The sequence below is a fragment of the Enterococcus sp. AZ140 genome (assembly GCF_051714405.1).
GTDB lineage: Bacteria > Bacillota > Bacilli > Lactobacillales > Enterococcaceae > Enterococcus_B > Enterococcus_B pernyi.
This window is the reverse complement of the sequence record NZ_JBIORU010000001.1, coordinates 2,103,462-2,128,573: the sequence shown is the minus strand read 5'-3', so window position 1 is coordinate 2,128,573 and position 25,112 is coordinate 2,103,462. Positions and strand designations below refer to the sequence as shown.

At 39.2% G+C, this 25,112-nt stretch carries 22 protein-coding genes; 19 read left to right on the top strand and 3 right to left on the bottom strand.

Annotated elements, in window-relative coordinates:
* The 14 genes from pstB to IGJ39_RS09665 all read left to right on the top strand — a co-directional run bounded on the left by pstB (position 1) and on the right by IGJ39_RS09665 (position 12,147).
* On the top strand, positions 1–759 hold the full coding sequence (gene pstB, locus IGJ39_RS09730; RefSeq protein WP_010734920.1) for a phosphate ABC transporter ATP-binding protein PstB: 759 nt from the start codon (positions 1–3) through the stop codon (positions 757–759).
* Positions 760–771: 12 nt separating this feature from the next.
* Positions 772–1,458, top strand: a complete 687-nt coding sequence (gene phoU / locus IGJ39_RS09725; RefSeq protein ID WP_010734921.1) for a phosphate signaling complex protein PhoU — start codon at positions 772–774, stop codon at positions 1,456–1,458.
* Between the two features lie 705 nt (positions 1,459–2,163).
* Positions 2,164–3,210, top strand: a complete 1,047-nt coding sequence (locus IGJ39_RS09720; RefSeq protein ID WP_410300574.1) for a YibE/F family protein — start codon at positions 2,164–2,166, stop codon at positions 3,208–3,210.
* Positions 3,210–3,968: a YibE/F family protein gene (locus tag IGJ39_RS09715; protein ID WP_430607654.1), complete on the top strand. Its 759-nt coding sequence runs from the start codon at positions 3,210–3,212 to the stop codon at positions 3,966–3,968. Before IGJ39_RS09720 ends, IGJ39_RS09715 begins: the two co-directional genes overlap by 1 nt.
* A gap of 111 nt (positions 3,969–4,079) precedes the next feature.
* A complete protein-coding gene (gene liaX, locus IGJ39_RS09710) occupies positions 4,080–5,651 on the top strand; it encodes a daptomycin-sensing surface protein LiaX (protein WP_335884688.1) in 1,572 nt (523 codons plus the stop codon).
* A 153-nt stretch (positions 5,652–5,804) separates the two neighbouring features.
* Positions 5,805–6,110, top strand: a complete 306-nt coding sequence (locus tag IGJ39_RS09705) for a PspC domain-containing protein (protein WP_010734926.1) — start codon at positions 5,805–5,807, stop codon at positions 6,108–6,110.
* The gene (locus IGJ39_RS09700; protein WP_019723337.1) at positions 6,110–6,466 is read left to right on the top strand and encodes a phage holin family protein; all 357 of its coding nucleotides are present in this window, start codon (positions 6,110–6,112) and stop codon (positions 6,464–6,466) included. The genes IGJ39_RS09705 and IGJ39_RS09700 overlap by 1 nt, the downstream gene beginning before the upstream one ends.
* Positions 6,467–6,694: 228 nt before the next feature.
* On the top strand, positions 6,695–7,633 hold the full coding sequence (gene hprK, locus IGJ39_RS09695; protein ID WP_010734928.1) for an HPr(Ser) kinase/phosphatase: 939 nt from the start codon (positions 6,695–6,697) through the stop codon (positions 7,631–7,633).
* A 14-nt stretch (positions 7,634–7,647) separates the two neighbouring features.
* Positions 7,648–8,478 carry a prolipoprotein diacylglyceryl transferase gene (gene lgt / locus IGJ39_RS09690; RefSeq protein WP_019723336.1) on the top strand — a complete coding sequence of 277 codons (831 nt, stop codon included), beginning with the start codon at positions 7,648–7,650 and terminating at the stop codon, positions 8,476–8,478.
* 43 nt (positions 8,479–8,521) lie between these two features.
* Positions 8,522–9,535, top strand: a complete 1,014-nt coding sequence (locus tag IGJ39_RS09685) for an NAD(P)H-dependent glycerol-3-phosphate dehydrogenase (RefSeq protein ID WP_065096315.1) — start codon at positions 8,522–8,524, stop codon at positions 9,533–9,535.
* Positions 9,536–9,557: 22 nt separating this feature from the next.
* On the top strand, positions 9,558–10,490 hold the full coding sequence (gene galU / locus IGJ39_RS09680; RefSeq protein WP_010734931.1) for a UTP--glucose-1-phosphate uridylyltransferase GalU: 933 nt from the start codon (positions 9,558–9,560) through the stop codon (positions 10,488–10,490).
* 124 nt (positions 10,491–10,614) lie between these two features.
* Entirely contained in the window at positions 10,615–11,058 is a 444-nt protein-coding gene (locus IGJ39_RS09675; RefSeq protein ID WP_010734932.1) for a DUF948 domain-containing protein, read from the top strand.
* A gap of 2 nt (positions 11,059–11,060) precedes the next feature.
* Complete coding sequence (locus IGJ39_RS09670; RefSeq protein WP_019724317.1) at positions 11,061–11,624, top strand: YtxH domain-containing protein; 564 nt, start codon at positions 11,061–11,063, stop codon at positions 11,622–11,624.
* Between the two features lie 94 nt (positions 11,625–11,718).
* The gene (locus IGJ39_RS09665; protein ID WP_195475779.1) at positions 11,719–12,147 is read left to right on the top strand and encodes a GNAT family N-acetyltransferase; all 429 of its coding nucleotides are present in this window, start codon (positions 11,719–11,721) and stop codon (positions 12,145–12,147) included.
* An 833-nt stretch (positions 12,148–12,980) separates the two neighbouring features.
* On the opposite strand, the gene IGJ39_RS09660 is transcribed toward IGJ39_RS09665, so the two are convergent.
* Positions 12,981–14,084, bottom strand: a complete 1,104-nt coding sequence (locus IGJ39_RS09660) for an aminopeptidase P family protein (protein WP_019724319.1) — start codon at positions 14,082–14,084, stop codon at positions 12,981–12,983.
* 213 nt (positions 14,085–14,297) lie between these two features.
* On the opposite strand from IGJ39_RS09660, the gene ccpA reads away from it, so the two are divergent.
* Positions 14,298–15,299 (top strand): catabolite control protein A, encoded by a 1,002-nt coding sequence (gene ccpA, locus IGJ39_RS09655; RefSeq protein ID WP_023520019.1) that lies wholly within the window; start codon positions 14,298–14,300, stop codon positions 15,297–15,299.
* A 226-nt stretch (positions 15,300–15,525) separates the two neighbouring features.
* On the opposite strand, the gene IGJ39_RS09650 is transcribed toward ccpA, so the two are convergent.
* Positions 15,526–17,871 (bottom strand): transglycosylase domain-containing protein, encoded by a 2,346-nt coding sequence (locus IGJ39_RS09650; protein ID WP_019723119.1) that lies wholly within the window; start codon positions 17,869–17,871, stop codon positions 15,526–15,528.
* 261 nt (positions 17,872–18,132) lie between these two features.
* On the opposite strand from IGJ39_RS09650, the gene IGJ39_RS09645 reads away from it, so the two are divergent.
* Positions 18,133–19,032: a deoxyribonuclease IV gene (locus IGJ39_RS09645; RefSeq protein WP_019723118.1), complete on the top strand. Its 900-nt coding sequence runs from the start codon at positions 18,133–18,135 to the stop codon at positions 19,030–19,032.
* A 105-nt stretch (positions 19,033–19,137) separates the two neighbouring features.
* On the opposite strand, the gene IGJ39_RS09640 is transcribed toward IGJ39_RS09645, so the two are convergent.
* Positions 19,138–20,700, bottom strand: a complete 1,563-nt coding sequence (locus IGJ39_RS09640) for an Nramp family divalent metal transporter (RefSeq protein WP_019723117.1) — start codon at positions 20,698–20,700, stop codon at positions 19,138–19,140.
* A 244-nt stretch (positions 20,701–20,944) separates the two neighbouring features.
* On the opposite strand from IGJ39_RS09640, the gene IGJ39_RS09635 reads away from it, so the two are divergent.
* The 3 genes from IGJ39_RS09635 (at position 20,945) to IGJ39_RS09625 (ending at position 24,914) form a co-directional block, all read left to right on the top strand.
* Complete coding sequence (locus tag IGJ39_RS09635) at positions 20,945–21,169, top strand: YneF family protein (protein WP_010734944.1); 225 nt, start codon at positions 20,945–20,947, stop codon at positions 21,167–21,169.
* 215 nt (positions 21,170–21,384) lie between these two features.
* A complete protein-coding gene (locus IGJ39_RS09630; RefSeq protein WP_019723116.1) occupies positions 21,385–23,136 on the top strand; it encodes an ABC transporter ATP-binding protein in 1,752 nt (583 codons plus the stop codon).
* Positions 23,136–24,914 carry an ABC transporter ATP-binding protein gene (locus tag IGJ39_RS09625; protein WP_019723115.1) on the top strand — a complete coding sequence of 593 codons (1,779 nt, stop codon included), beginning with the start codon at positions 23,136–23,138 and terminating at the stop codon, positions 24,912–24,914. Before IGJ39_RS09630 ends, IGJ39_RS09625 begins: the two co-directional genes overlap by 1 nt.
* Positions 24,915–25,112: the final 198 nt, after the last annotated feature.

The following is a 25,112-nucleotide window of genomic DNA, read 5'->3' as shown; positions in this document are numbered from 1 at the left end:
ATGACAAAAGAAATTATCTCATCAAAAGATCTTCATCTGTATTATGGGGAAAAAGAAGCCTTGAAAGGCATTGATCTAAGTTTCAATAAAGGCGAGATCACTGCAATGATCGGACCATCTGGTTGTGGGAAATCTACTTATTTACGTTCATTGAATCGTATGAATGATTTGATCCCAGGTGTAACGATCACTGGTAGTGTCGTTTACAAGGGCAATGATATCTACAGTCCTAAAACGGATATCGTTGGACTACGTAAAGAAATCGGTATGGTGTTCCAACAACCAAATCCTTTTCCATTCTCCATCTATGAAAATGTCATTTATGGGTTGAAAATCAAAGGTGAAAAAGACAAAAAAGTGTTAGACCAAGTAGTAGAAGAGAGCTTGAAAGCAGCATCTGTTTGGGAAGATGTCAAAGATAAATTGCATAAAAGTGCGTTGTCTTTATCAGGTGGACAACAACAGCGAGTGTGTATTGCCCGTGTGTTAGCTGTCAATCCAGAAATTATTTTATTAGATGAGCCAACTAGTGCCTTAGATCCAGTCTCTACTGGTAAAATAGAAAGTATGTTATTAGAGTTAAGAGAACGCTATACGATGATCATTGTGACTCACAATATGTCACAAGCATCACGTATCTCAGACAAAACAGCTTTCTTCTTAGATGGCAATTTGATCGAGTTCAACAATACGAAAAAAATATTTATGAATCCTGATAAAAAAGAAACGGAAGATTATATCTCAGGACGATTCGGATAAGGAGGAAAGAGGATGTTACGAACACAATTTGAAGAAGAATTATTGAACCTTCATAATCAATTTTACGAAATGGGAATGATGGTTAGTAATGCCGTGCATAAATCAGTGCGCTCTTATACAAAACACGACAAAGTTCTTGCAAAAGAAGTAATTGAAAATGACATTACAATCAATGATATGGAAACACGATTAGAGAAAAAAAGTTTTGAAATGATTGCTTTGCAACAACCGGTGACAACTGATCTACGAACGATCATCACAGTCATGAAAGCAAGTTCAGATTTAGAGCGTATGGCTGACCACGCAGTATCAATCGCCAAGTCAACGATTCGTCTTAAAGGAGAAACAAGAATTCCTGAAATCGAAAAAGAAATCTCTGATATGTCTGATTATGTCAAAAAAATGGTAGATAATGTCTTAGTCGCTTACGTTAAAACAGATGAAAAGGACGCACGTACGATTGCAAACATGGATCATCGTGTCAATGAATCCTTCAATCGGATCTACAATGCAACGATCAAAAATATGCAAGCAAATCCCGAAACTGTTATCAGCGGAACGGACTATGTCAACGTAGCAAGTTATTTAGAGCGGATCGGTGATTACGTAACAAATATCTGTGAATGGATCGTGTATCTAGCTACAGGTAAAATCACTGAGTTGAACACAAATCATAACGAAGAGACTAATCAAAGATAAAAATCATTCGCTGATTTTTGTCAAATGCTGATCAGTATTTCTGAGAAATAAGCGCCAACTTCCGAAAAGAGAGATATATTTTTGGAAGTTGGCTTTTTTATTAATATAGAAGACAATTATTCGAGATTTGGCGATGATTAATTATTTGTTGTTATCCATTTCATAAATTTTAAGGATCGGGTACATTAGATATCCTGTTCCTTCTAAAAACGAATAGACGGTGTTCAAGAAGCTGACCTTCAACACTAAGCTAAAAAATTGTAAAATATGAAAAACTATTTTTCAATTTTCTATCTTACTGCTCAGGTCAAGTCGCTTCTTTCACAACCTAGATAGACGGTGTTCAAGAAGCAACACTTCGGACATAAGTCAAAAAAATCAAAAATGAAAAAGCCATTTTTCGATTTTTCTTCCTTATGCCTTAGTGCTGACCGCTTCTTTCACAACCTTAGAATAAACGGTGTTCAAGAAGTAGCTCCTTCAGAAATAAGCGTGAACTCCCTAAAATTTGAAGAACAATTTTCGGTTCTTCACGCTTATTTCTCGGAGCTGACCGCTTCTTTCACAACCTAGATAAACGGTGTACAAGAAGCTGACCTTCAACACTAAGCTAAAAAATTGTAAAATATGAAAAACTATTTTTCAATTTTCTATCTTACTGCTCAGGTCAAGTCGCTTCTTTCACAACCTCTGAAAGGAAGGCGTATGTACAAAAAAAATCGATTATTGATCAAATGTTTGATTCTTTGTAGTTGTTTTGTGGCCGCATGGGTAATCCAACATGCCACTGAATGGTACGAAGACCCAATCATGCAAGTACAGCAAGTATCGCTAGAAAATGAACAACAAGTAATCAAAGGAGAATTGATGAATACGCAAGCGAAAGGAACAGAACTCACTCTGTTTATTCCGCACCAAGAAAATCAGATCGAACATGCAAAAGTTAAGACGAATCAACTTTATCTCGTACGAAAAATCGGGGATGAATGGCAGATACTCAGCAAAAAAAATGACGGATGGTTATTCCTTTTTACAAGTTTATTTATCTGCGCGCTCTTGTTCGTAGGCGGAAAAGCAGGCATATTCACTTTGATCAGTGTAGGACTCAATCTCTTGTTATTGATTTTACTTCTTCAAGGTTTCACGCAGCTCCAAGGGATATCTTTGGTGATGACGAGTGTCCTTTTTGTCTTTCTAGGAACGGTCATTTGCGTTTTTGCTTTAGATGGTTGGCAACAAGGTGGACTGATAAAAATCGTCGCAACCATGACGAGTGTAGGTGTAGCTTTTCTAATTTGTTTGTTCGCAATGGATTATTTGAACGATCAAGGATTACGTTATGAGGAAATGAGTTACTTGACTCGACCGTATCGTTCCGTTTTTTTAGCTAGTTTATTAGTAGGGATGACAGGTGGGGTATTGGATACAGTCGTCACAGTCACGACGACTTTAGATGAGTTGGTGAGTAAACAACCAAAAATAACGATGAAGCGATTGTGGCAGTCTGGTCAAATGGTAGGACAAGATGTAATTGGCTCCATGACGAATATCTTACTATTCGTATACGTCAGTGGGACGATCCCAATGTTACTTGTTTACTTTAACAATGGTTGGCCCTTGAGAGATGCGATTGAGCTACATCTCTCGTTGGAATTGCTACGTGTGATCAGCGGAAGTCTAGGCATTGTCCTTTCGATTCCCATTACACTTTTATGCTATTTAGGCCATTTGAAGTATCGGAGGGCGATTTGATGAATGTACTTTTGCTCTTAGCGCTTCTCTTAGTGCTATTGATTTTACTGGTTGGTGGGAAAAATGGGCTCTATACGATCTTAGGTCTGTTCATCAACGTATTGTTGTTTTTCCTTCTATTGGTCCTGTATCATTTTCGTTTGCCAATATTGCCAAGTGCCATCGTGATCTTTTTATTGATCACTAGTGTCACATTGTTTTTTGTTAATGGCTATAATCTCAAGATGAAAGCAGCTTTTCTTAGTGTATTACTTTTTTTAGTGGTTTTCTTAGTGGTGACGCCGGTTCTTTCTGAACTAGCGGTCCAAGGATTTACAAGGATTGAATTAGATGAGCTGACAGGGTTTGATTTGCATGTACCTTTGGATTTTTTCGCATTGACACGAGCGATTTTATTGATCAGTGTCAGTGGAGCCGTGTTAGATGCAAGTGTGTCGATCGCTAGTGCGACGTATGAAGTATATCTTACAGATCCATTACAAACGTATCGCGAATTAGTAAAATCGAGTATGCGGATCGGCAGAAAAATTTTAGCTACAACAGTGACAACATTGGTGTTTGCTTTCATGGGAAATTGTTTGGCACTGATTTTATGGTTTATCGATCTAGAATTGTCTTTTGCTCAGTTGATCAACGAAAAAACCTTCGTTTTGGAGTATGTAACTGTAGTGATCACCACAAGTGCAGCGATCCTTGTTTTACCGATAACATCAGTCATTTCTTCAGTTTTATTTACTCGACAGAAAAAATCATCCTAAGAATGAGAGAAAGTTACAACTTAAGTCCTATGACTTTTTCTTCAAATCATTGCATAATGTGTATGTAAGGAAAAGCTTGCAAACAATTTTTGCTATAAGGAGGCAATTTCCATGAAAGAAAGAGAACGTATTTTAGAATTAGTTAAAAAAGGCATCCTTTCCACAGAAGAAGGTTTAGACCTATTAGAGAGCATGGCAACTGAAAAAGATGAAAAGCAAATCGCAAAAGAGGCAGATCGTGTACATGCTGATCGTAAAGAAAAAGATGAAGCAAGTCGTTTGATCGATGAACTTGAAAATGGCAAAGCTGAACGTGAAGCAGTAGAACCAGATACAAGACAAAAAGAACAAGAAGACAAAGAGAATCTAGAAAAAATCTTAGATGAATTGGCGACTGAAGCGAACAAAACTTCTGCTCACTTAGATGAAGTCAACGCAAAACTTTTTGAAAATAAAATTGCACGCAATGAAAAACAGGAAACATTGATGCAATTGAATACAAAAGAAGAGTTGGATCAACTAACAGAAGAAGAATTGACACAACGTCAACAATTGGAGCAAGAAGTCAAAGAACTTGAAGCAGCCGGAGATCTCTTATCTGAAGAGCGGATCAAGCTTGAAGCTGAATTAAAAGATATCCGTAAAAACCAATGGTCTGAGAAAAAAGACACCTTTGCTGAGAAATTTGACTTGCCAGAGGATTGGAAAGAACAAGCAAATGACACATTGAACCAAGTCGGCGAAAAAATGACTGAAGCTGGGAGTCAACTAGGTAAATTCTTAAAGAAAACCTTCCAAAATGTTTCCGTAACAGTGAATGACAATATGGAATGGAAAGATGTCAGCTTACGAGTACCTGGGATCGCTACAACTAAATTTGAACACGAATTTTACTATAGCGCGCCACAAGCAAGTATTATCGACATCAAAGCGGCTAATGGGAATGTCACCTTGAAAACTTGGGATAGCGAAGACGTAAAAGTCGAAGCAAAAATCAAGCTTTATGGAAAAATGGGTGCAGAGCCTTATGAAGCTTTTGCTGAACGCAGCCAAATCGAAGTCAATGATGAACACATTTCTTTCCAAATCCCGAACAAACGTGTACGTGCCGATTTAGTCTTCTACTTACCAAAACGCATGTATGACCATACAGCAATCAAATTACTCAATGGTAATATTGTAGTTGAAGATTTAGATGTAAAAGATATTTACATGAAATCAACAAACGGTAATATTTTGGTTGAGCAAATGGCTGCAACGATGCTTGAGATTGGTGGAGTCAATGGGAATATCGATGTCCGTAATGGAGATATTTTAGATTCAATCATTGAAACAGTCAACGGTACAGTTACTTTTGGCGCAACACCAGAAAACTTAGCGATTTCATTAGTCAATGGGGATGTTCGTTTGACAGTGAAAGAAGATCGTTTGAAGAAAATCGAAGCAAGCTCAGTCAATGGTAACGTCAAAGTTGCATTGCCAACAACCATCGGTATGGACGGTCATGCAAAAACAAGTCTCGGCAGTATCAATAGCCGACTGTCTGATTATGAAGTGATCCGTGAAAAGAAAGAGCGCACGAATCAAATGTTAGAATTCCGTCGCGTTTCTGAAAATGAAATGGCGAAAATTGAATTGTCTACTACAACTGGTAGTATCTATTTAAAAGATACAGATAAATAATTTTTTCGCTTCGACCTTCTGAAAGAGGAAGGCGAAGCGAAAATCATACTTATAAGAAACAAACAATAGGTTTATTATTCCAATAAATCTTCCGAAGTAAGATTGTTTTAGCATCTTTCTTCAATTAAAATAGGAGAACAGAGGTGAAAGAAAATGAAAAAAAAGTTGACAAAATCAAATAAAAATATTGTATTGACTGGTACTTTAGCCGGGATTGCTGAATATCTTGGGATTGATCCGACAGTTGTTCGTGTCATTTACGTCTTCTTAAGTTTAGTAGCATTTGGAAGCCCAATTATTTTATACATTCTGTTGGCTTTGCTTGTGCCTTCAGGAAAGAATAATCAACGTCGTTATGGACATGACAACGACTATTATCAAAAAAACAACTACAGAGAACAAACGAATAAACGAAAAGAGGCAGAGAAAATCAACGATGACGAATGGAGTGACTTTTAATGTCTTATCTTCAACGTATTGTTGTTAGTACGCTGACGTTTATCTCTCTGGCAGTTATTTTTCCAAATATGATATTTGTGAATAGTATTTGGACCGCAGTTGTGGCGAGTTTTGTTCTTTCTGTGCTGAATCTATTCGTCAAGCCATTCATTATGTTTTTATCGATCCCCTTTACCTTGTTGACGTTTGGATTATTCACTTTTGTAATCAACGCATTGATTTTACAGATGACCTCCTTCTTTGTCGGAGCAGCTAATTTTAGCTTTTCGTCATTTGGATCAGCTATAATGATTGCAGTGATCATGTCATTCGTAAATATCATCGTTAGCAATCGTAATATGAACAGGAATCGTTAGAAAACAATCCAAAGGACAATAAAGCACAATCAAATAAGTGGAAAGAGGAAGTGGCAATTGTCGCTTCCTCTTCTTATTTCTAAAGAAATGATAGCGATTTCTTGATGGGTGCTTGCAAAAAAAACGAGTGTAATGAAAAGGATATCCCTTGTTTTTTTTATTGGTAGTACTTTTACCGATAGAATGATAAAATAAAAGAGAACAGTTTAATAGAAATGAGGTATACGAATGGCAGAAATGGTAAAAGTTAGCCAATTAGTAGAAAAACTATCATTAGAAATCGTCACTGGTGACGAGCAAAGTTTAAATCGTGTCATCGTAACCGGTGATATCTCCAGACCTGGACTGGAATTGACCGGTTATTTTAATTATTATTCGCATGATCGACTACAGTTATTTGGGAGCAAAGAAATCAGCTTCGCAGAACGGATGATGCCGGAAGAGCGTTTGATGATCATGCGTCGTTTATGCAGTGAAGACATGCCAGCCTTTATCATCTCTAGAGGTTTAGCTGCACCGGAAGAAATGATTCAAGCAGCAAATGAACATGGCATGGCCGTTTTGCGTTCGCCGATCTCAACCTCACGTTTACTTGGTGAGTTATCAAGTTATTTAGATGGACGATTAGCACCTAGGACAAGTGTTCACGGCGTCTTAGTCGATGTCTATGGACTAGGTGTCTTGATCCAAGGAGATAGTGGTATTGGGAAGAGTGAGACAGCGTTAGAACTGATCAAAAGAGGCCATCGATTGATTGCAGATGATCGAGTGGATGTGTATCAACAAGATGAGCTAACTGTTATTGGAGAGCCACCAAAAATCCTTGAACATTTGATTGAGATTCGCGGAATCGGGATCATTGATGTGATGAATCTTTTTGGTGCCAGTGCAGTCAGAGGATCAATGCAAGTCCAATTAGCTGTCTACTTAGAAGCTTGGGCAAAAGAGAAAAAATACGATCGTTTAGGGTCTGAAGATACTTCTGTTGAAATTGCGGAAGTAGGTATTCCCCAAATCAAAATACCTGTGAAAACTGGACGAAATGTCGCGATCATCATTGAAGTTGCTGCGATGAATTTCCGTGCGAAAACGATGGGATTCGATGCAACGAAGACATTTGAAGAAAGATTGAGCCGTTTGATCGAAGAAAATTCAAACGGACAATAGCTAGGAGTGAAAGTATGATTGCACAAATCAATCGGGTCGCTTTTGACCTTTTAGGAGTTCCTATTTACTGGTATGCATTGATCATTGTTTCAGGCATTATCATCGCCATGTGGTTAAGCAGTCGAGAAGCAGTAAGGGTAGGAATGAAAGCAGAAGACGTCACTGACTTTATGTTATGGGGATTACCGCTATCGATCATTGGCGCACGCTTGTATTACATCTTGTTCGATTTACCACAGTATATTGCAAATCCGATCCAAATATTCAATATCCGTTCAGGCGGTCTAGCGATTTATGGTGGTCTGATTGCAGGCGGTATCACATTATATTTTTACACGAAATATCACTTCATTGATGTCTGGACGTTCTTGGACATTGCTGCACCTAGTGTTTTATTAGCACAAGCAATTGGACGCTGGGGAAATTTCATGAACCATGAAGCATTTGGACCAGATACAACAAGGAGTTTCTTAGAAAGCCTATATTTACCAAATTTTATCATTGATAATATGTATATCGATGGGATCTATCGGCAGCCAACCTTCCTTTATGAATCGATGTGGAGCCTTCTTGGTGTGATCATTCTCTTATTACTGCGGAAAAAAGCGCATCTTTTGAAAAAAGGGGAAATCGCACTGCTTTACTTGATATGGTATAGTTTTGGTCGTTTCTTCATCGAAGGAATGAGAACGGATAGTCTTTACTTTTTAGATACGATTCGTGTGTCACAGCTTTTATCTGCTGTGCTATTCATTGGAGCAATCGTTCTATTCATCTGGCGTCGGAAAAAAGGCAACTTACCAGATTACGACCGATCTTTAGGGAAAAATCAATTCATTATCTAAAGTCCAAGTCGAAAAAAATGAAAAAATTTGCAGGAGTGGTAAAATGAAATATAGGGTAGCGGTTTTAGGTGCTGGCTCGTGGGGAACAGCATTAGCACAAGTGCTTGCTGAAAATGGTCATGACGTTCGACTCTGGAGTCACCGTGCCTCACAGGTTAATGAAATCAACCAAAAGCATACCAATGAGCGTTATTTACCAAAACACCAATTGCCCAAAACGATCATCGCATACTCGGACATGGCGAAGGCTGTTTCTGATGTAGATGCTGTTTTGTTCGTTGTACCGACTAAGGCGATTCGTTCTGTATGTCAAGAACTCGTTGAGGTCTTGAAAACAAAACCAGTGATCATCCATGCAAGTAAAGGCTTAGAACAAGGAACACACAAGCGGATCTCAGAAGTCCTGGCAGAAGAGATCCCAGCAGAAAAGAGACAAGCAATTGCTGTTTTATCGGGTCCAAGTCATGCAGAAGAAGTGGCTCGTCACGATATTACGACGATCACTGCTGCAAGCACGGAAGCAGATGCTGCTAAATTTGTTCAAACACTATTTTTGAATCATTATTTCCGAATCTATACGAATCCTGATGTTATTGGGGTCGAAATGGGTGCCGCTTTAAAAAACATTATCGCAATCGGTGCAGGTGCAATCCATGGCTTAGGTTTTGGGGATAATGCAAAGGCAGCTATCATGACAAGAGGATTAGCAGAAATCAGCCGCTTAGGTGTTGCTATGGGAGCAAATCCGTTGACCTTCATCGGACTGAGCGGTGTCGGTGATTTAATTGTCACGTGTACAAGTATTCACTCGAGAAATTGGCGTACCGGTCATCTGCTTGGACAAGGCCATGAATTAAGCGAAGTCTTGGATAATATGGGCATGGTCGTGGAAGGTGTCCAGACCACACGAGCTGCTAAAGAGTTAGCTGAGACCATGGGGATCGAGATGCCGATCACTCAAACGATTTATGAAGTGCTATATGAGCACAAGAACATAAATGAAGCAGCGACAGAGATCATGTTGCGCGATGGCAAAAAAGAGAATGAATTTCACTAACATTTTTAAGGGAGAGAAAAAAATGAAAGTAAAAAAAGCAGTGATTCCAGCAGCAGGTTTAGGAACAAGATTTTTACCTGCAACAAAAGCGATGGCAAAAGAAATGTTGCCGATCGTTGATAAACCAACGATTCAATTTATCGTAGAAGAAGCGTTAAAATCAGGGATTGAAGATATTTTGATCGTCACAGGGAAAGCAAAACGCCCAATTGAAGATCATTTTGACTCAAATATCGAATTAGAAACGAATTTAGGCGAAAAAGGAAAAACTGAATTACTAAAATTAGTGGAAGAAACAACGGATGTAAACCTTCATTTTATTCGTCAATCGCATCCTAAAGGGTTAGGACACGCTGTGTTGCAAGCAAGAGCATTCATCGGAAATGAACCGTTTGTTGTCATGTTAGGCGATGACATCATGGAAGATGAAATCCCATTGACACAACAACTGATCGACGATTATGAGCGTACACATGCTTCAACGATCGCCGTGATGCAAGTACCTCACAAAGATACATCTAAATATGGGATCATCAATCCAGGAGAAGAACTAGAAGACGGCTTATTCAATGTCAAAGATTTTGTTGAAAAGCCTGAACCAAGTAAAGCACCAAGTGATTTAGCAATTATTGGACGCTATTTATTGACACCCGAAATCTTTGATGTGTTAGCAGAGCAAAAACCAGGTGCAGGTAATGAGATCCAATTGACCGATGCAATCGATACATTGAATAAGACACAACGCGTATTCGCACGTAAATTTACGGGTAAACGTTATGATGTCGGCGACAAATTTGGTTTTATGAAAACAAGCATCGAATATGGATTGACACATCCAGAAGTGGGTGGACCATTAAGAGAATACATTCTATCATTAGGCAAGTCTTTAGCAGCAGAGACGCCTTCATCTTTCAATCAATCAACAGAAACTTCTGAACCAACTAACAAAAAGTAAACAAGCGAGATGCTTCAGCTGCTGATCAAAATGTAGGTAGTTGAAGCTTTTTGCTATTTTTTATTTGTTTAAAAAATATGAAAATGCTATCCTTATAGCAAGAAGAGGAGAAGGAGGCTTGATTATGACAGTTGGAGAAATTGCTGGCTTGATTGCAGCAATTGCTTTTGCAATACTTGTGGTCTTTCTAGTACGTGTATTGATTCGATTAGCAAAAACGATTGAAAAAGCAGAACAAACAGTAACAGAAGCAAACACAACGATTGAAGTCGTTACCAAAGATGTTGATCTTTTATCGAGACAAGTCGAAGGCTTGTTAGTGAAAAGCAACGAATTGTTGAATGATATCAACGGAAAAGTAGCAACGATCGATCCTTTATTTACAGCTGTCGCTGATTTGAGCGAGAGTGTATCAGAATTGAATTCTTCAAGCAAACACATCGTTACAAAAGTTGGTGGCATCGGTAAAACAACAGCAAAAGCAACTGTTGCCAGCAAAGTCGGTGGGACTGCAGTGAAATTCTTTAAACATAAAAAACCAACAACAGATACGACAGGAGGAAAATAATCATGGCAAAAAAAGGTGGATTTTTACTAGGTGCAGTGATTGGTGGTACAGCAGCAGCAGTAGCAGCTCTACTACTTGCACCAAAATCAGGTAAAGAATTACGTGATGAATTAGCAGCACAAGCGGATGATTTTCTAGATATGGCTTCTGATTATACAGAGATGGCAAAAGAAAAATCAACTGAATTGACAAGTATCGCAAAAGACAAAGCGCATGATCTTTCACAACAAGCAGGCGATTTAGCTGGTAATGTCAAACAAACAGTCTCAGACGCAACAGCCGACGCAGGAGACGAATCAGAAGATATTTTAGTGACATTGAAAGAGCAATCAGCTGATTTATCTGATCGTTTCAAAAAATCAGCTGCTGATTTAGGCGACACAGCAGCTGCTGCGAAAGAAGACATCATGATCGACATCAAAGATACAGCAGACCAAGCAGGTAGTACTGTAAAAGAAGGCATTGACGAAGCTAAACCAGTAGCTGAAGATGCAAAAATCTTGTCTGAGATGGCAAAAGAAGATGCAGCTACTGCGAAAGAAGATCTAAAAGATACATTTAAATAAGCAACACTAAAAAGTGAGCAAGAAAAGGCACGATCAGGAAACAACCTGATTCGTGTCCTTTTTTCTCTAATCTTACGTGGAGAGGATATTGTAAATGATTGAGATCAAGAAAAGCGATTCCGAAGAAACAGAAAAGAAAATCATTGGTCTGCTGAACGAACAATATATGCAATCATTTTCTACAAATGAACACTTAACAACTCAAACCATTTCAATCAGTGCATCTAAGGATGAGAAGTGGATCGGTGGCGCAGTGGCATCTTTATTTGGAAATACCTTGCATCTATCATTGCTCGGCGTAGATCAATCGTACCGTCACGAAGGCATCGGATCGCGATTAATAGAAGCGGTTCAACAAACAGCTTTGGAAAACCAGTGTTTGTATATGACCGTCAATACGCAAGATTATCAAGCTCGAGAGTTCTACGAAAGGCATGGCTTTGAGGTGTTTGCTTCGGTGGAAAATATGCCTTTTGTTGGCACAACAAAATTCTATTTAAAGCAACAAATAGCAAATGAATAGGTATCGACAACTAACGGATATCAGAAAAAGCAACTAAAAAAATAAGCGATAACCCGAAAATAGTTTCTACTTTGGGGTTATCGCTTATTTTACAGGTCAAAACGCTTCTTTCACAACCTAGATAAACGGTGTTCAAGAAGCTGACCTTCAACATTAAGCTGAGAAATCAAAAAATATGGAAAGCTATTTTCTGATTTCCCCTCTTACTGTTCAGGTCAAAACGCTTCTTTCACAACCTAGATAAACGGTGTTCGAAAGCCAGCTCCTTCAATATTAAGTCAAAACTTGAAAAAATATGAGAAGCTATTTTCCCAAGTTCTGCCTTAATACTCGGAGCAGAACGGCTTTCTCACAACCTCGATGAACGGTGTTCAAGAAGCAACACTTCAATAATAAGCCAAAACCATCAAAAATGAAAAAGCCATTTTCGATGGTTCTGTCTTATTACTCAGTGCTGAACGCTTCTTTCACAACCTATGATAAACGGTGTTCAAGAAGCTGACCTTCAACATTAAGCTGAGAAATCAAAAAATATGGAAAGCTATTTTCTGATTTCCCATCTTACTGCTCAGGTCAAAACGCTTCTTTCACAACCTAGATAAACGGTGTTCGAAAGCCAGCTCCTTCAATATTAAGTCAAAACTTGAAAAAATGTGAGAAGCTATTTTCCCAAGTTCTGCCTTAATACTCGGAGCAGAACGGCTTTCTCACAACCTCGATGAACGGTGTTCAAGAAGCAACACTTCAATAATAAGCCAAAACCATCAAAAATGAAAAAGCCATTTTCGATGGTTCTGTCTTATTACTCAGTGCTGAACGCTTCTTTCACAACCTTACTCCACCACTAATAATTCTTTTGGTGTTGTTGTAAAAGGGATACAACCGTCACTTGTGACATAGACGCAATCTTCGATTCTTACGCCTACTTGATCAGGGATATAAATACCTGGTTCTAATGAGAAGCACATGCCTTCTTCGATCACTAGATCATTGCCTGCCACTAGTGAGGGATATTCATGAACCGTTGTACCAATACCATGACCTAGACGATGATTGAAGTATTCGCCGTAGCCGTAGCTTTCAATGACGTTACGTGCGACTTGATCAAGTTCAGCGGCTGTGACGCCTGGACGAACAGCTTCTTGAGCTGCTAATTGGGCTTCAAGCGTGATTTGGTAGATTTTCTCTTGAAATTCTGTCGGTTTTTGGAAGGCAACTGTTCGTGTCGCATCACTACAATAGCCATCCCATACGACGCCTAGATCGAACAAGACAAGTTCATTTGGTTGGATCGTAGTACTTCCAGGTGTTCCATGAGGGCTTGCTGCATTTGTCCCCGCTAAAACCAGCGTGTCAAAAGACATTTGAGATACCCCTTGTTTTTTTAGTTGATATTCGATTTCAGCAATAATTGCTTGTTCCGTTACGCCTTCTTTGATGGAGCGAAAACCAATTTCAAAAGCTACATCTGCCCATTTTCCTGCCGCAATCAATTGCTCTTTTTCTTTTGTTGTTTTGATCAATTGCAGACGTTGGATGACTGGAGTCAGGTCAGCAAATCGGACGCTGCTTGTCATTTGTTGCGATAACGCGTCAAAGCGATCAACCGTCAACGCATTTTTTTCGATCCCGATCGTTTTTATTTGTGGATAACGGGTGCGGATCTCTTGCCCGATCAATAGCCAAGGATCTTCACTATCAAGATAACCTCGGACATCATAGGCCCAAGAACTATTTTGTGCATCTTCTACTTCTAACGCTGGTGTAAACAAGAAAGGATCTTGGTCAAGTGGAAGAAATAGAGCTAGTACACGTTCGTGGGGTTCACTTTCATAACCAGCAAAATAGGCGATATGACCTGGATCACTGATATAAGCAAGGTCGATTTCTTTTTGAGCCATCCATTGGCGTAATTCATTGATTTTTTCAAGATTCATTTGGACATCCTTCTTTCGCATTTATGGCATGTTTCGATAATTCATTGTACCACTCTTGTAAAAAAAGACCAATTGACTAAAAGTGAAAAAGGTGATTTTTTTCATGAAAACGCTAGTAAAACGGTTGCAATTTCTGTCAATCTTTGATATCCTGTTTTAGAAATGTAAATCGTATTTTCAGAAAAGATATAAAAACAGAATAGGAGAACAACGATGGAAAAACAAACTATCACTATTTATGACGTAGCGAGAGAGGCAAATGTTTCGATGGCTACTGTTTCACGTGTTGTCAATGGGAATCCAAATGTAAAACCAGCTACAAGAAAAAAAGTATTGGAAGTCATTGACCGCTTAGATTATCGACCAAATGCTGTAGCTCGTGGTCTTGCAAGTAAAAAAACAACGACGGTTGGGGTCATCATCCCAGATGTCAGCAATATGTTCTTTGCTTCATTAGCACGTGGGATCGATGATGTGGCAACGATGTACAAATATAATATCATTTTGGCAAATTCAGACGGAAATGACCAAAAAGAAGTCAACGTACTGAACAATCTTTTAGCCAAACAAGTTGACGGTGTGATTTTCATGGGGCATCATATCACAGATGAAATCCGTGGCGAATTCTCACGTTCAAAAACTCCAGTTGTTTTAGCTGGTTCGATCGATCCAGACGAACAAGTAGGAAGTGTCAATATCGACTATACTTCAGCGACAAAAGATGCAGTGACTAAATTAGCTAAAAACGGCAATAAAAAAATTGCCTTTGTAAGTGGTGCATTGATTGACCCGATCAATGGCCAAAACCGTTTGAAAGGCTACAAAGAAGCGTTGAAAGAAAACGGACTGACTTATAGTGAAGGTTTGATCTTTGAATCAAGCTATAATTTTAGAGATGGCTTGTCATTAGTAGAACGTATCCACAATAGTGGAGCAACTGCTGTTTATGTAACGGATGATGAACTAGCAATCGGTATTTTAGATGGCTTGATTGACCGTGGTGTCAAAGTACCAGAAGAATTTGAGATCATCACAAGTAATAACTCTTTATTGACTGAAGTTGCTCGCCCACGCTTGACAAGTATTACGCAACCATTATATGACTTAGGTGCGGTATCAATGCGTCTATTGACAAAAATGATGAACAAAGAAGAAGTAGAAGAAAAAACAATCATCTTACCTTATGGAATTGAAGAAAAAGGTTCAACGAAATAAATCGATTGAGATAAACATCAAGCGATTGATCAAATAAAACGATAACTAAAAGTAGCTGAAATGACAAAGAATCGTCGTTTCAGCTACTTTTTTATGGAAATAACAGGGGCAAAGTTTCACCAAAGATAAGTAAAAACGAATAAAAAATGAGCCGGATCTTGATATCATTTATCAAGATCTGACTCATTTTTTTTTTGAGAAAGAGTAGTGGACTCAGATTGTTTTGTTAATCGTCGTCTTTGTCATCCTCTTTGTTCTGTGGATTTTCACGTTCGAATGTTCCGACAGTATTCCAGTAATCTTTGTAATTTTCATCCGTTCCACCTACACCAAATTTGAAGGTGCTTTTCTCAGGACCATTTTTTGCCCAAAGTGACTCGACAGTTTTGCTAGGTGTATTGATCGATCTTCGGTCAACGGTCACTTTTCCAGGTAATTGTCCTGTGAAGGCAGAAACGTCTTCTTTCTTCACATCAGAAGCAAGTGTGAATTTCTGATCGGTACCAAAAATCGTTGGGTTTACTTGATACACTTGATTGATTAAATTTGCTAAATATTTGGATGAACGCAATCTTGCTTGGGCATCCATTCCGGTATTATCATCGTGTCCTGCCCAACTACTGATCGTGACAGAGGGTGTGGAGACAACTAACCACGAATCTCGGTAATCATTCGTTGAACCAGTTTTACCGATCCAGTCCGCTTGACCTAAGCTGCCATTGAGACTAGTGATATCATCTTTGAATGGTGTGGTGATCTTTTCATTGATAACGCTACGCAACATATCATTGACGATCGAAGCTGCGGCTTCGGAAAAGACGCGCACTGGTTTAACTTCGTGTTGATAAATGACATTCCCCTCGTTGTCAGTGATTGCATCAATGATATACGCTTGCTGGAATTCGCCATTATTTGCTAATGCCTGGAAGCCATTGGTTTGTTGAAGAGTGGTGACATCGACTGTTCCCAGTGGTGCCGATTCAACGCCCCAGTTAGCATTTGCAGGATAGTTCATTTTTGATAGATACGTTTCGTAGGCGTATTGTTTTGAGCCGCCATTGTTCAAAACATCTTGATATAAATGGTAAGCAGGGATATTGTTCGACCATTCCAATGATTCACGAACCGTTTGGAAGGTATTTGATCCTTTATTCGTCGCATTGACGATGTCTTCTCCGGCATTTGAGCCTTCTTGCCAAGTAGTTGCATAGTCAGAAACACGTGATTCTGAACCAACTAAGCCCATATCGATCGCTGGGCCATAAACCAACATCGGCTTGATCGATGACCCGGCTTGTCTTTGAGTATCAAAGGCATGATTATTTTGGTTCAGCGCATAATTACGACCACCGACAAATCCATAAACTCGACCGGTTTTATTATCCATCAGAACGTTACCAGTCTCAACAGGTGTGCCTTTTCCGTCATCAAGTAAGTAACCATAATTGGCAACACCTGCTTGCATCGCATCATAGATGCCTTTGTCGATCGTTGAATGAATCGTGTAGCCTTGATTTTGGATCGTTTGTTCTGCACGTTGATAGTAGGCATTGTAGACGTCTGTATCGGATAGATCTGCGTTATCTTTTTCTCCCAATTGTCTAGCAATGATATCGGTCGCGGCATTCATGACCGTGTAATATAAGAAGTCACGGTCAGTTTGTTCTGCCACTTGTTGACCTAAGAAATCTTTTGTTAAGTCATAGGCTTTTGCTTCTTCATATTGTTCTTTTGTGATTTGGTGTTCACGGTACATGCTAAATAGCACGATGTCTTTTCTTTCTAAGCCGGCAGTAAGGTCTTCTTTCAATGCACCTGTATTGGTATAAGGGCTATAAGTGATCGGACTTTGTGGTAAACCTGCGATAAATGCCGCTTGTGGTAAGGATAAATCGCTCGCATTGACTCCGAAGATCCCTTGCGCAGCTTCTTGGACACCGGCAATATTTTGGCCTTTATTGTTTCTTCCGAAAGGTGAAACATTCAAATAAGTGGAGATGATTTCGTCTTTTGTAAAATGTTTCTCGACTTGAGCAGCCAATAAGATCTCATTTGCTTTACGCTTAAAGGTTGTTTCATCGGTCAAAATCTGTTGCTTGACTAACTGCTGTGTCAGTGTTGATCCTCCAGATGAGCCGATCCCAGTTGCTTCAGAGAAAAGTGCTCGGATCACCGCTTTAGGAACATAGCCTTTATGTTCTTCAAAATATTCATCCTCTGTGCTGATGATCGCAGATTTTAAATAAGGCGACATTTGATCTGAAGGGACGGTTGTCCGCATCAAATCAGTTTGGATCGTCGAGATCTCTGTATTATCGGCATAAACAAGTTTTGATGTTTCGGTTATATTGCCTAACTCAGATTGTAACTCAGATTTGGAAGGTAGCTTTGTATCTTCAACTAGATACGCAAAATAGCCGGCACCGACTCCCACACCTAATGCAGCGAATAGAATGATAAGAACCATGATAAAAACGGTTAATGATTGAAAAACGCGAAAAATGACCTTAGGAACAAACCACTTTTCTTTTGTTCGTCGTGCTTGTTTTCTTCGTTTATTATTACGTGGCAAAGGTTTCACCTCAACTAATGGTTTTATTTCGCTAATTATAGCAAATAATAGAACAAAAAAACAGACATGGCTTTTTTTGTGTCTTATTTGACCTTTGGTTTTGAGAAAACATTAAAAATTCTTCTAGTTATTTTGTATCTGCTCGGATCATTGGACAGATTTCAAACTTTTCTTTCAAATCCGTTTCAGTTAAGATAAAAGGAGAGTGAACAAATCCATTCACTGAGTGACTAGCCGAGAGGGCTTTATAGGAGGAGTACGATGTTATTAGGTTCACATGTCAGTATGAGCGGTAAAAAGATGTTACTAGGTGCAGCAGAAGAAGCAGCCAGCTATGGTGCTTCTACTTTTATGATCTATACAGGCGCACCACAAAATACCCGTAGAAAACCAATTGAAGAAATGAATATTGAAGCTGGAAAACAATATATGGAAGAAAATGGACTGAAAAATATAGTGGTCCATGCACCGTATATCATTAATTTAGGAAATACAACGAAACCAGAAATGTTTCCTTTTGCTGTACAGTTTTTAAGAGAAGAAATCGTTCGAGCGGAAGCATTAGGAGCAACTCAGATCACATTGCACCCAGGCGCACATGTCGGTGCTGGAGCAGAGGCAGGGATCGCAAGGATCATTGAAGGGCTAAATGAAGTCTTGACGAAAGAACAGACCGCACAAATCGCCTTAGAGACAATGGCAGGAAAAGGTACAGAGATCGGCAGAACGTTCGAAGAGTTGGCACAGATCATTGATGGGGTGACATTGAATGAAAAGCTATCAGTGACCTTTGACACGTGCCACACGAACGATGCCGGCTATGATGTAGCGAATGATTTTTATGGCGTCATTGAAACGTTTGATAAAGTGATTGGTTTAGATCGCTTGAAAGTACTACACATCAATGATTCCAAAAATCCACAAGGTTCACATAAAGACCGCCACGCCAATATCGGCTTTGGTACGATCGGTTTTGATGCATTAAATAAAATCGTCCATGAACCAATGTTCAAAGATGTTTCAAAGATTCTTGAAACACCATATGTCGGAAAAGATAAAAAATTAGCTTATGCCCCTTATGGGAAAGAAATCGCGATGTTCAAAGCTGAAACCTTTGATCCAGAAGTATTTCCAGAATTATTAGTAGATGTAGAAGCCTGAATAATCTGTAAAGGTTATTAGATAAAGAAAAAAGCCTAGATCACAAAAATATGTAAAAATATTTTTTGTTCATCTAAGCTTTTTTGTTTAGTTTAAAACCTTTGATCAAGACAACTCTTGTAAACGTTGTTCATAGCGTTTATTTCCCTTATAAAGATCAACGATCGTCCAAGCGAGTAAGGCGAGAACTGCAACGATGATGATGTAAGCGATCCGATCAGCAAGGACGATTGACGCAGTGGAAGCTTGATCGCCAAAGAAAGCTTCGATTTGTCCTGGAAGTCCGCGCAAGTTTAAATACGTCAAACTGATGACAGAAAACCAACCAAGTATTTTGACGATCAGTGAATTTTTGAAACGGGCACCCATTTCTGCTTGGCTGTTGGTCATCATCAATAAAGGAATCATTGAAAAAGGCAAGGCAAAAGCTAAGAATACTTGGGACTCATTCATTAGATTATTAAGTGCTGTATGTTCTTCGATCGTGCCTTTGGAGCTAGTGAACAAGACACAAAGTAGTACTGGAATGACGGACAATAGTCGAGTGACTAAACGGCGTAACCAGATCGGCATGCGCATATGGATAAAGCCTTCCATAATGACTTGTCCAGTCAATGTACCGGTAATCGTTGAATTTTGACCAGAAGCAAGCAGTGCTACTGCAAATAAGGTTGATAAAATGCCTGATTTTGCTACGGCGATCAAGACGCCGTTACTCATCGCAGATGGATCGGAAAGTGCTTCATACAAACCAAAGAAAGAGGGATCTTGAACTGCACCAGTTTTAAAGACGGCAACCCCCATGATCAATAGAAGTGCATTGACAACGAAAGCCATCGTTAATTGAATATTGGAATCCCATGTCGAGAAACGCACCGCTCTTGCAATATCTTCTGGATCTTTTCGATCGATCTCGCGGGTTTGGGAAACAGCAGAGTGCAAATAGAGATTGTGAGGCATCACAGTTGCACCAATGATCCCTAAAGCTCCAGTCAATGGGGTCTCTCCACCGATTTTTGGTTCTTCAGCAAATGTTTGGCTATTAGGAATAAAGCCTTTGAATAGGCTGCTCCAATCAGGGTTTGAAAGCGCCACTTGGTAGACAAAGACAAATAGGATAACGAAAATCAAACAGACGACTAACGCTTCGATTTTACGAAAACCGATCTTTGTCAAAAGAAGCAAGACAAAGACATCCAAGACGGTAATAAAGACAGCAATTGCCAAAGGAATATCAAATAATAAATATAGAGCGATCGCTGCACCAATGACTTCAGCGATATCTGTCGCCATGATCGCTAATTCGGTCAAGATCCAAAGAATGACCCCTAGCGTTTTACTCGTACGAGCACGAATCGCCTGTGCCAGATCCATTTGGCTGACGATCCCAAGTTTGGCCGCCATATATTGTAGTAACATAGCAATCAAGCTGGACATCAGAATAACTGACATCAATAAGTATTGGAAATTTTGGCCACCGGTGATCGATGTTGACCAATTACCTGGGTCCATATAGCCGACTGCTACGAGTGCACCAGGTCCGGAATAGGCAAGTAAGGTGCGGAAGAAACTTTTTCCTTTTGGTACTTTGACCGTACCGTTTACTTCTGAAAGGGATAACCCATTAGTGTGTTCAATCCATTTATGTTTATTCTCGTGATTATTCAAATGAAAACCACCCTTCTATTTCTTTTCGAATTCATTCTACACCCAGAGACGAAAAAATAAAAGAAAAAAATTCGGCTAACCTAAAAATTAAATGTGGCTTACTTTCTAAATGGGCGTTTTTGTATAATCATGAAATAAAAATGACTTTTTTTACATATTCTTAAGAAAACGCCTTTCTTTTTTTTGTAAGTTTTAGTAAAATGAATCATTGAGAGCAATTAGGAAAAGGAAAGGAGAGATTTACATGGTATCAAACGGAATCGTTGTACTTATTGCAGTTATTGCATTGTTAATCGGCGCAGTCGGTGGATTCTTTCTTGCGCGTAAATATATGAAAGATTACTTAGAAAAAAATCCTCCCGTTAATGAGGAAATGTTAAGATCAATGATGATGTCTATGGGGCAAAAACCATCTGAAAAGAAAATTCGTCAGATGATGCAACAAATGAAGAACCAAGGGAAGAAGTAGGTTCTTATTCGACAACATCAAAAAGCGGGCTGATTGATTTCAGCTCGCTTTTTTCTTTTTCTCAATTTGAGAAAAGCGCATTCATGCCGATCAATGATTATTTTTTTATAAATTGTATGACGATCATATTTTTTCGATTGTGATCAACGATATCTGAGGATGCAATTCAACCTCGGAAATAAATGAAATTTTTAGGAGTTAGAAGGAGGAAATATATGTCGATTTTCAGAAAATTGGGTTGGTTTTTTAAACAAGAGAAAAAGCACTATTTGATTGGCGTATTTTCTTTGTTCGCGGTGGCAATAGTGCAGTTGATCCCACCTAAAGTCATCGGGATCATTATCGATGAAATCGCCGATCAAAATATCTCGATGCAAATCATTGCATTGTGGATAGGTGTATTGATCATTGCAGCTTTTTTGCAATATCTTTTTCGCTATATTTGGCGAATGAACATTTGGGGCAGTGCAGCTAGGCTTGAAAAAGAATTACGCCAGCGTCTATTTGCTCATTTTACGCGAATGGATAGTTTGTTCTATCAAAAATACCGGACGGGTGATTTGATGGCTCATGCAACGAATGATTTGAACGCGATTCAAAATGTGGCTGGTGCAGGAATTTTAACATTTGCAGATTCAGTGATCACTGGAGGAACGACGATCATTGCGATGGTTCTATTCGTTGATTGGCGGTTAACTTTGATTGCATTGATCCCATTACCATTATTAGCGGTTACTTCAAGGATCTTAGGCTCAAAATTACATGATGCGTTTCGTGATTCACAAGAAGCCTTTTCAAGTATCAACGATAAAACACAAGAAAGTATCACAGGTATCAAAGTCATCAAAACATTTGGCCAAGAAAAACAAGACTTGGAAGATTTCCAAGAAAAGATCGATGATGCCATTGAGAAAAATAAGCGGGTAAACTTTTTAGATGCGCTTTTTGATCCATTCATCACGTTGATCATTGGCTTGTCATATGTGGCGACAATTATTTTAGGAGGACGTTATGTCTTGGATGGTACGATCTCAATTGGACAGATGGTTTCTTTTATCAGTTATATCGGTATGCTTGTCTGGCCGATGTTTGCGATTGGGCGACTGTTCAATGTACTAGAAAGAGGGAACGCTTCGTATGATCGTGTCAATGAACTATTGCATGAGAAAACACATATCGTCGAAAAAGTAGGAGCAGAAATGACACCAGCAAAAGGTGAGTTGAATGTGGCAATCACACAATTTACCTATCCAGACGATGAACAGCCAGCATTAGAACACATCAAATTTGCGATCAATGAAGGTGATACGTTAGGTATCGTTGGTAAAACAGGTGCCGGTAAGACGACAATCATCAAATTATTGATGCGTGAGTATGACCATTATCAAGGAGAAATCAAATTTGGCGGACGAACGATCAGAGACTACTCACTAGATGCCTTGTTGCGCTCGATTGGTTATGTGCCACAAGATCATTTCTTGTTTTCGATGACGATCCTAGATAATATTCGCTTCTCCAATCCACAGAAATCACCAGAAGAAGTGGAAGAAGCAGCGGAATTGGCGTATATCAACACAGAAATCAAAGGACTGCCAGAAGGGTACCAGACAATGGTCGGTGAACGTGGGGTCTCTCTTTCTGGTGGACAGAAGCAACGGTTGTCGATTGCTCGTGCATTGATCCAAAGTCCCGAATTATTGATTTTGGATGACGCATTATCCGCTGTTGATGCTAAGACAGAAGAAGCAATCTTACGTAACCTTAAAGCAGAACGGAAAAACAAAACCACGATCATTGCGGCCCATCGTTTAAGTAGTGTCATGCACGCCAATGAAATCATCGTCATCGATCATGGTCGGATTATTGAACGTGGCACACATCAAGAGTTGTTAGCTCTTGGTGGTTGGTACGAACAAATGTGGCAGAAACAACAATTAGAAGCAAAAATTGAAGGAGGTGGCGAATAATGGAAGATCAATATCAGTCGGAATGGTCAAAATCCATGACCTATAAAGAACAAGCTTCGATCATTAAACGGTTGATGCAATTTGCTAAACCCTTTCGCTCGACATTCATCATTGCGATTTTATTTGCTCTAGTATTATCAGTCATCAATGTGCTATTGCCAAGGATCATCCAAACATTCATGGATGAGCATCTAGCGAAGCAGTCAGCAACGACACAAGTCATTCTTTTCTTTGCAGGGCTTTATCTTTTTGGGGTCATTGTCAAAAGTATCATTTGGTTTTTCCAATGGTATTTATATTCGATGGCGTCATTGAAGACCTACCAACATATCCGTGTAAAGCTGTTTGAAAAACTGCATACATTAGGAATGCGGTACTTTGATCAAACGCCAGCTGGATCGACGGTTTCTCGTGTGACCAATGACACAGAAACACTGTTTGAATTTTGGTATGTCTTTCTGATGGTTTTAACAGGGATTTTTGCCGTGATCTCTTCATTTATTGCGATGTTTCAAATCAATCAAAAAATCGCGCTATGGTGTCTGATCTTTTTACCGATTTTAGGAGTAGTGATTTGGTATTATCAAAAATTTAGTTCAAGGATCTATCGAAATATGCGTGAACGCTTGAGTCAATTGAACACAAAATTAAATGAATCGATTTCTGGGATGCGGATCATCCAACAATTTCGTCAAGAATCGCGTTTAGCAAAAGAATTTGAGGAAGTCAATGAAGAGTATCTAGCGACTCGCTATGCCATGATCAAGACAAATTCGATTCTTTTGAGTCCAATCATCAGTTTTTTATATGCTTTAGCGATTGCCTTGACTTTGACGTTATTCGGACTCGATGCCTTACATTCACCAGTTGAAGTCGGCTTGATCTTTGCATTTACCACCTATGTTCAAGGATTCTTTAACCCGATGTCGCAAATGATGGACTTCTTAAGTGTCTTTACTGATGGAACAGTCGCAGGAAGTCGTATTTTGAAAATCATGGATACGGAAGAATATGCACCACAGCAAAAGGAATCAGCGGATCGAACGATCACTGCTGGAAAAATCGAATTTCGTAATGTCAGTTTCTCTTATGATGGAAAAAACAATGTATTGAACAATATTTCATTTGTTGCTAATCCAGGAGAAACTGTCGCATTAGTCGGACATACAGGAAGTGGGAAAAGTTCGATCATCAATGTGTTGATGCGTTTTTATGAGTTTTACGAAGGGCAGATCTTGATTGATGACCATGACATTCGTGAATATCCAATCGCTGAATTACGCAATAAAATGGGTCTAGTATTACAGGATGCGTTCTTATTTTATGGGGATATCGCTGGAAACATCCGCATGATGAATCCAGAGATCACAGACGAACAAATACGTGAAGCCGCTGAGTTTGTCCAAGCGAATCAGTTCATTGAAGACTTACCGAAAGGGTATCATTCAAAAGTGATTGAAAGAGGGGCGAGCTATTCAAGTGGGCAACGCCAATTGATCACGTTTGCCAGAACGATTGTAACGGATCCTAAAATCTTAGTTCTGGATGAAGCGACGGCGAATATCGACACAGAAACAGAAGTGTTGATCCAAGAAGGACTTGCGAAGATGCGTCAAGGTCGGACAACGATTGCTATCGCCCATCGTCTGTCAACGATCCGTGATGCAGAGTTGATCCTCGTATTAGATAAAGGACATATCGTGGAGCGCGGGAATCATGAAACACTTTTAGCTGAAGAAGGGCTATATTCAGATATGTACAAATTACAAAGTGAGTAACAGGGAAGAATAAAGGCATCTGTTTTTGAAACACTTGTATCGTAAGCCGTGATAAAAATAGTTAGCCTCAACTCATAAGACTTGAATCCCCAAAAACGTGCCAACTTTTGGGGATCAAGGCTTTTTTTTATGACTTGATTGCTAGCGGTGTGATTCAAATCAAAAAAGTCAATCGGCTATTCTTACTGTCTGGTTAAT

Excerpts from the sequence above, each read along its gene's own strand:
- pstB (WP_010734920.1), top strand. The coding sequence starts at position 1 with ATGACAAAAGAAATTATCTCATCAAAAGATCTTCATCTGTATTATGGG.
- ccpA (WP_023520019.1), top strand. The coding sequence starts at position 14,298 with ATGGAAAAACAAACTATCACTATTTATGACGTAGCGAGAGAGGCAAAT.
- lgt (WP_019723336.1), top strand. The coding sequence starts at position 7,648 with ATGATTGCACAAATCAATCGGGTCGCTTTTGACCTTTTAGGAGTTCCT.
- IGJ39_RS09700 (WP_019723337.1), top strand. The coding sequence starts at position 6,110 with ATGTCTTATCTTCAACGTATTGTTGTTAGTACGCTGACGTTTATCTCT.
- IGJ39_RS09675 (WP_010734932.1), top strand. The coding sequence starts at position 10,615 with ATGACAGTTGGAGAAATTGCTGGCTTGATTGCAGCAATTGCTTTTGCA.
- IGJ39_RS09665 (WP_195475779.1), top strand. The coding sequence starts at position 11,719 with ATGATTGAGATCAAGAAAAGCGATTCCGAAGAAACAGAAAAGAAAATC.
- IGJ39_RS09635 (WP_010734944.1), top strand. The coding sequence starts at position 20,945 with ATGGTATCAAACGGAATCGTTGTACTTATTGCAGTTATTGCATTGTTA.
- IGJ39_RS09670 (WP_019724317.1), top strand. The coding sequence starts at position 11,061 with ATGGCAAAAAAAGGTGGATTTTTACTAGGTGCAGTGATTGGTGGTACA.
- galU (WP_010734931.1), top strand. The coding sequence starts at position 9,558 with ATGAAAGTAAAAAAAGCAGTGATTCCAGCAGCAGGTTTAGGAACAAGA.
- hprK (WP_010734928.1), top strand. The coding sequence starts at position 6,695 with ATGGCAGAAATGGTAAAAGTTAGCCAATTAGTAGAAAAACTATCATTA.
- IGJ39_RS09630 (WP_019723116.1), top strand. The coding sequence starts at position 21,385 with ATGTCGATTTTCAGAAAATTGGGTTGGTTTTTTAAACAAGAGAAAAAG.
- IGJ39_RS09660 (WP_019724319.1), bottom strand. The coding sequence starts at position 14,084 with ATGAATCTTGAAAAAATCAATGAATTACGCCAATGGATGGCTCAAAAA.
- IGJ39_RS09685 (WP_065096315.1), top strand. The coding sequence starts at position 8,522 with ATGAAATATAGGGTAGCGGTTTTAGGTGCTGGCTCGTGGGGAACAGCA.
- IGJ39_RS09720 (WP_410300574.1), top strand. The coding sequence starts at position 2,164 with ATGTACAAAAAAAATCGATTATTGATCAAATGTTTGATTCTTTGTAGT.
- IGJ39_RS09645 (WP_019723118.1), top strand. The coding sequence starts at position 18,133 with ATGTTATTAGGTTCACATGTCAGTATGAGCGGTAAAAAGATGTTACTA.
- phoU (WP_010734921.1), top strand. The coding sequence starts at position 772 with ATGTTACGAACACAATTTGAAGAAGAATTATTGAACCTTCATAATCAA.
- liaX (WP_335884688.1), top strand. The coding sequence starts at position 4,080 with ATGAAAGAAAGAGAACGTATTTTAGAATTAGTTAAAAAAGGCATCCTT.
- IGJ39_RS09715 (WP_430607654.1), top strand. The coding sequence starts at position 3,210 with ATGAATGTACTTTTGCTCTTAGCGCTTCTCTTAGTGCTATTGATTTTA.
- IGJ39_RS09625 (WP_019723115.1), top strand. The coding sequence starts at position 23,136 with ATGGAAGATCAATATCAGTCGGAATGGTCAAAATCCATGACCTATAAA.
- IGJ39_RS09705 (WP_010734926.1), top strand. The coding sequence starts at position 5,805 with ATGAAAAAAAAGTTGACAAAATCAAATAAAAATATTGTATTGACTGGT.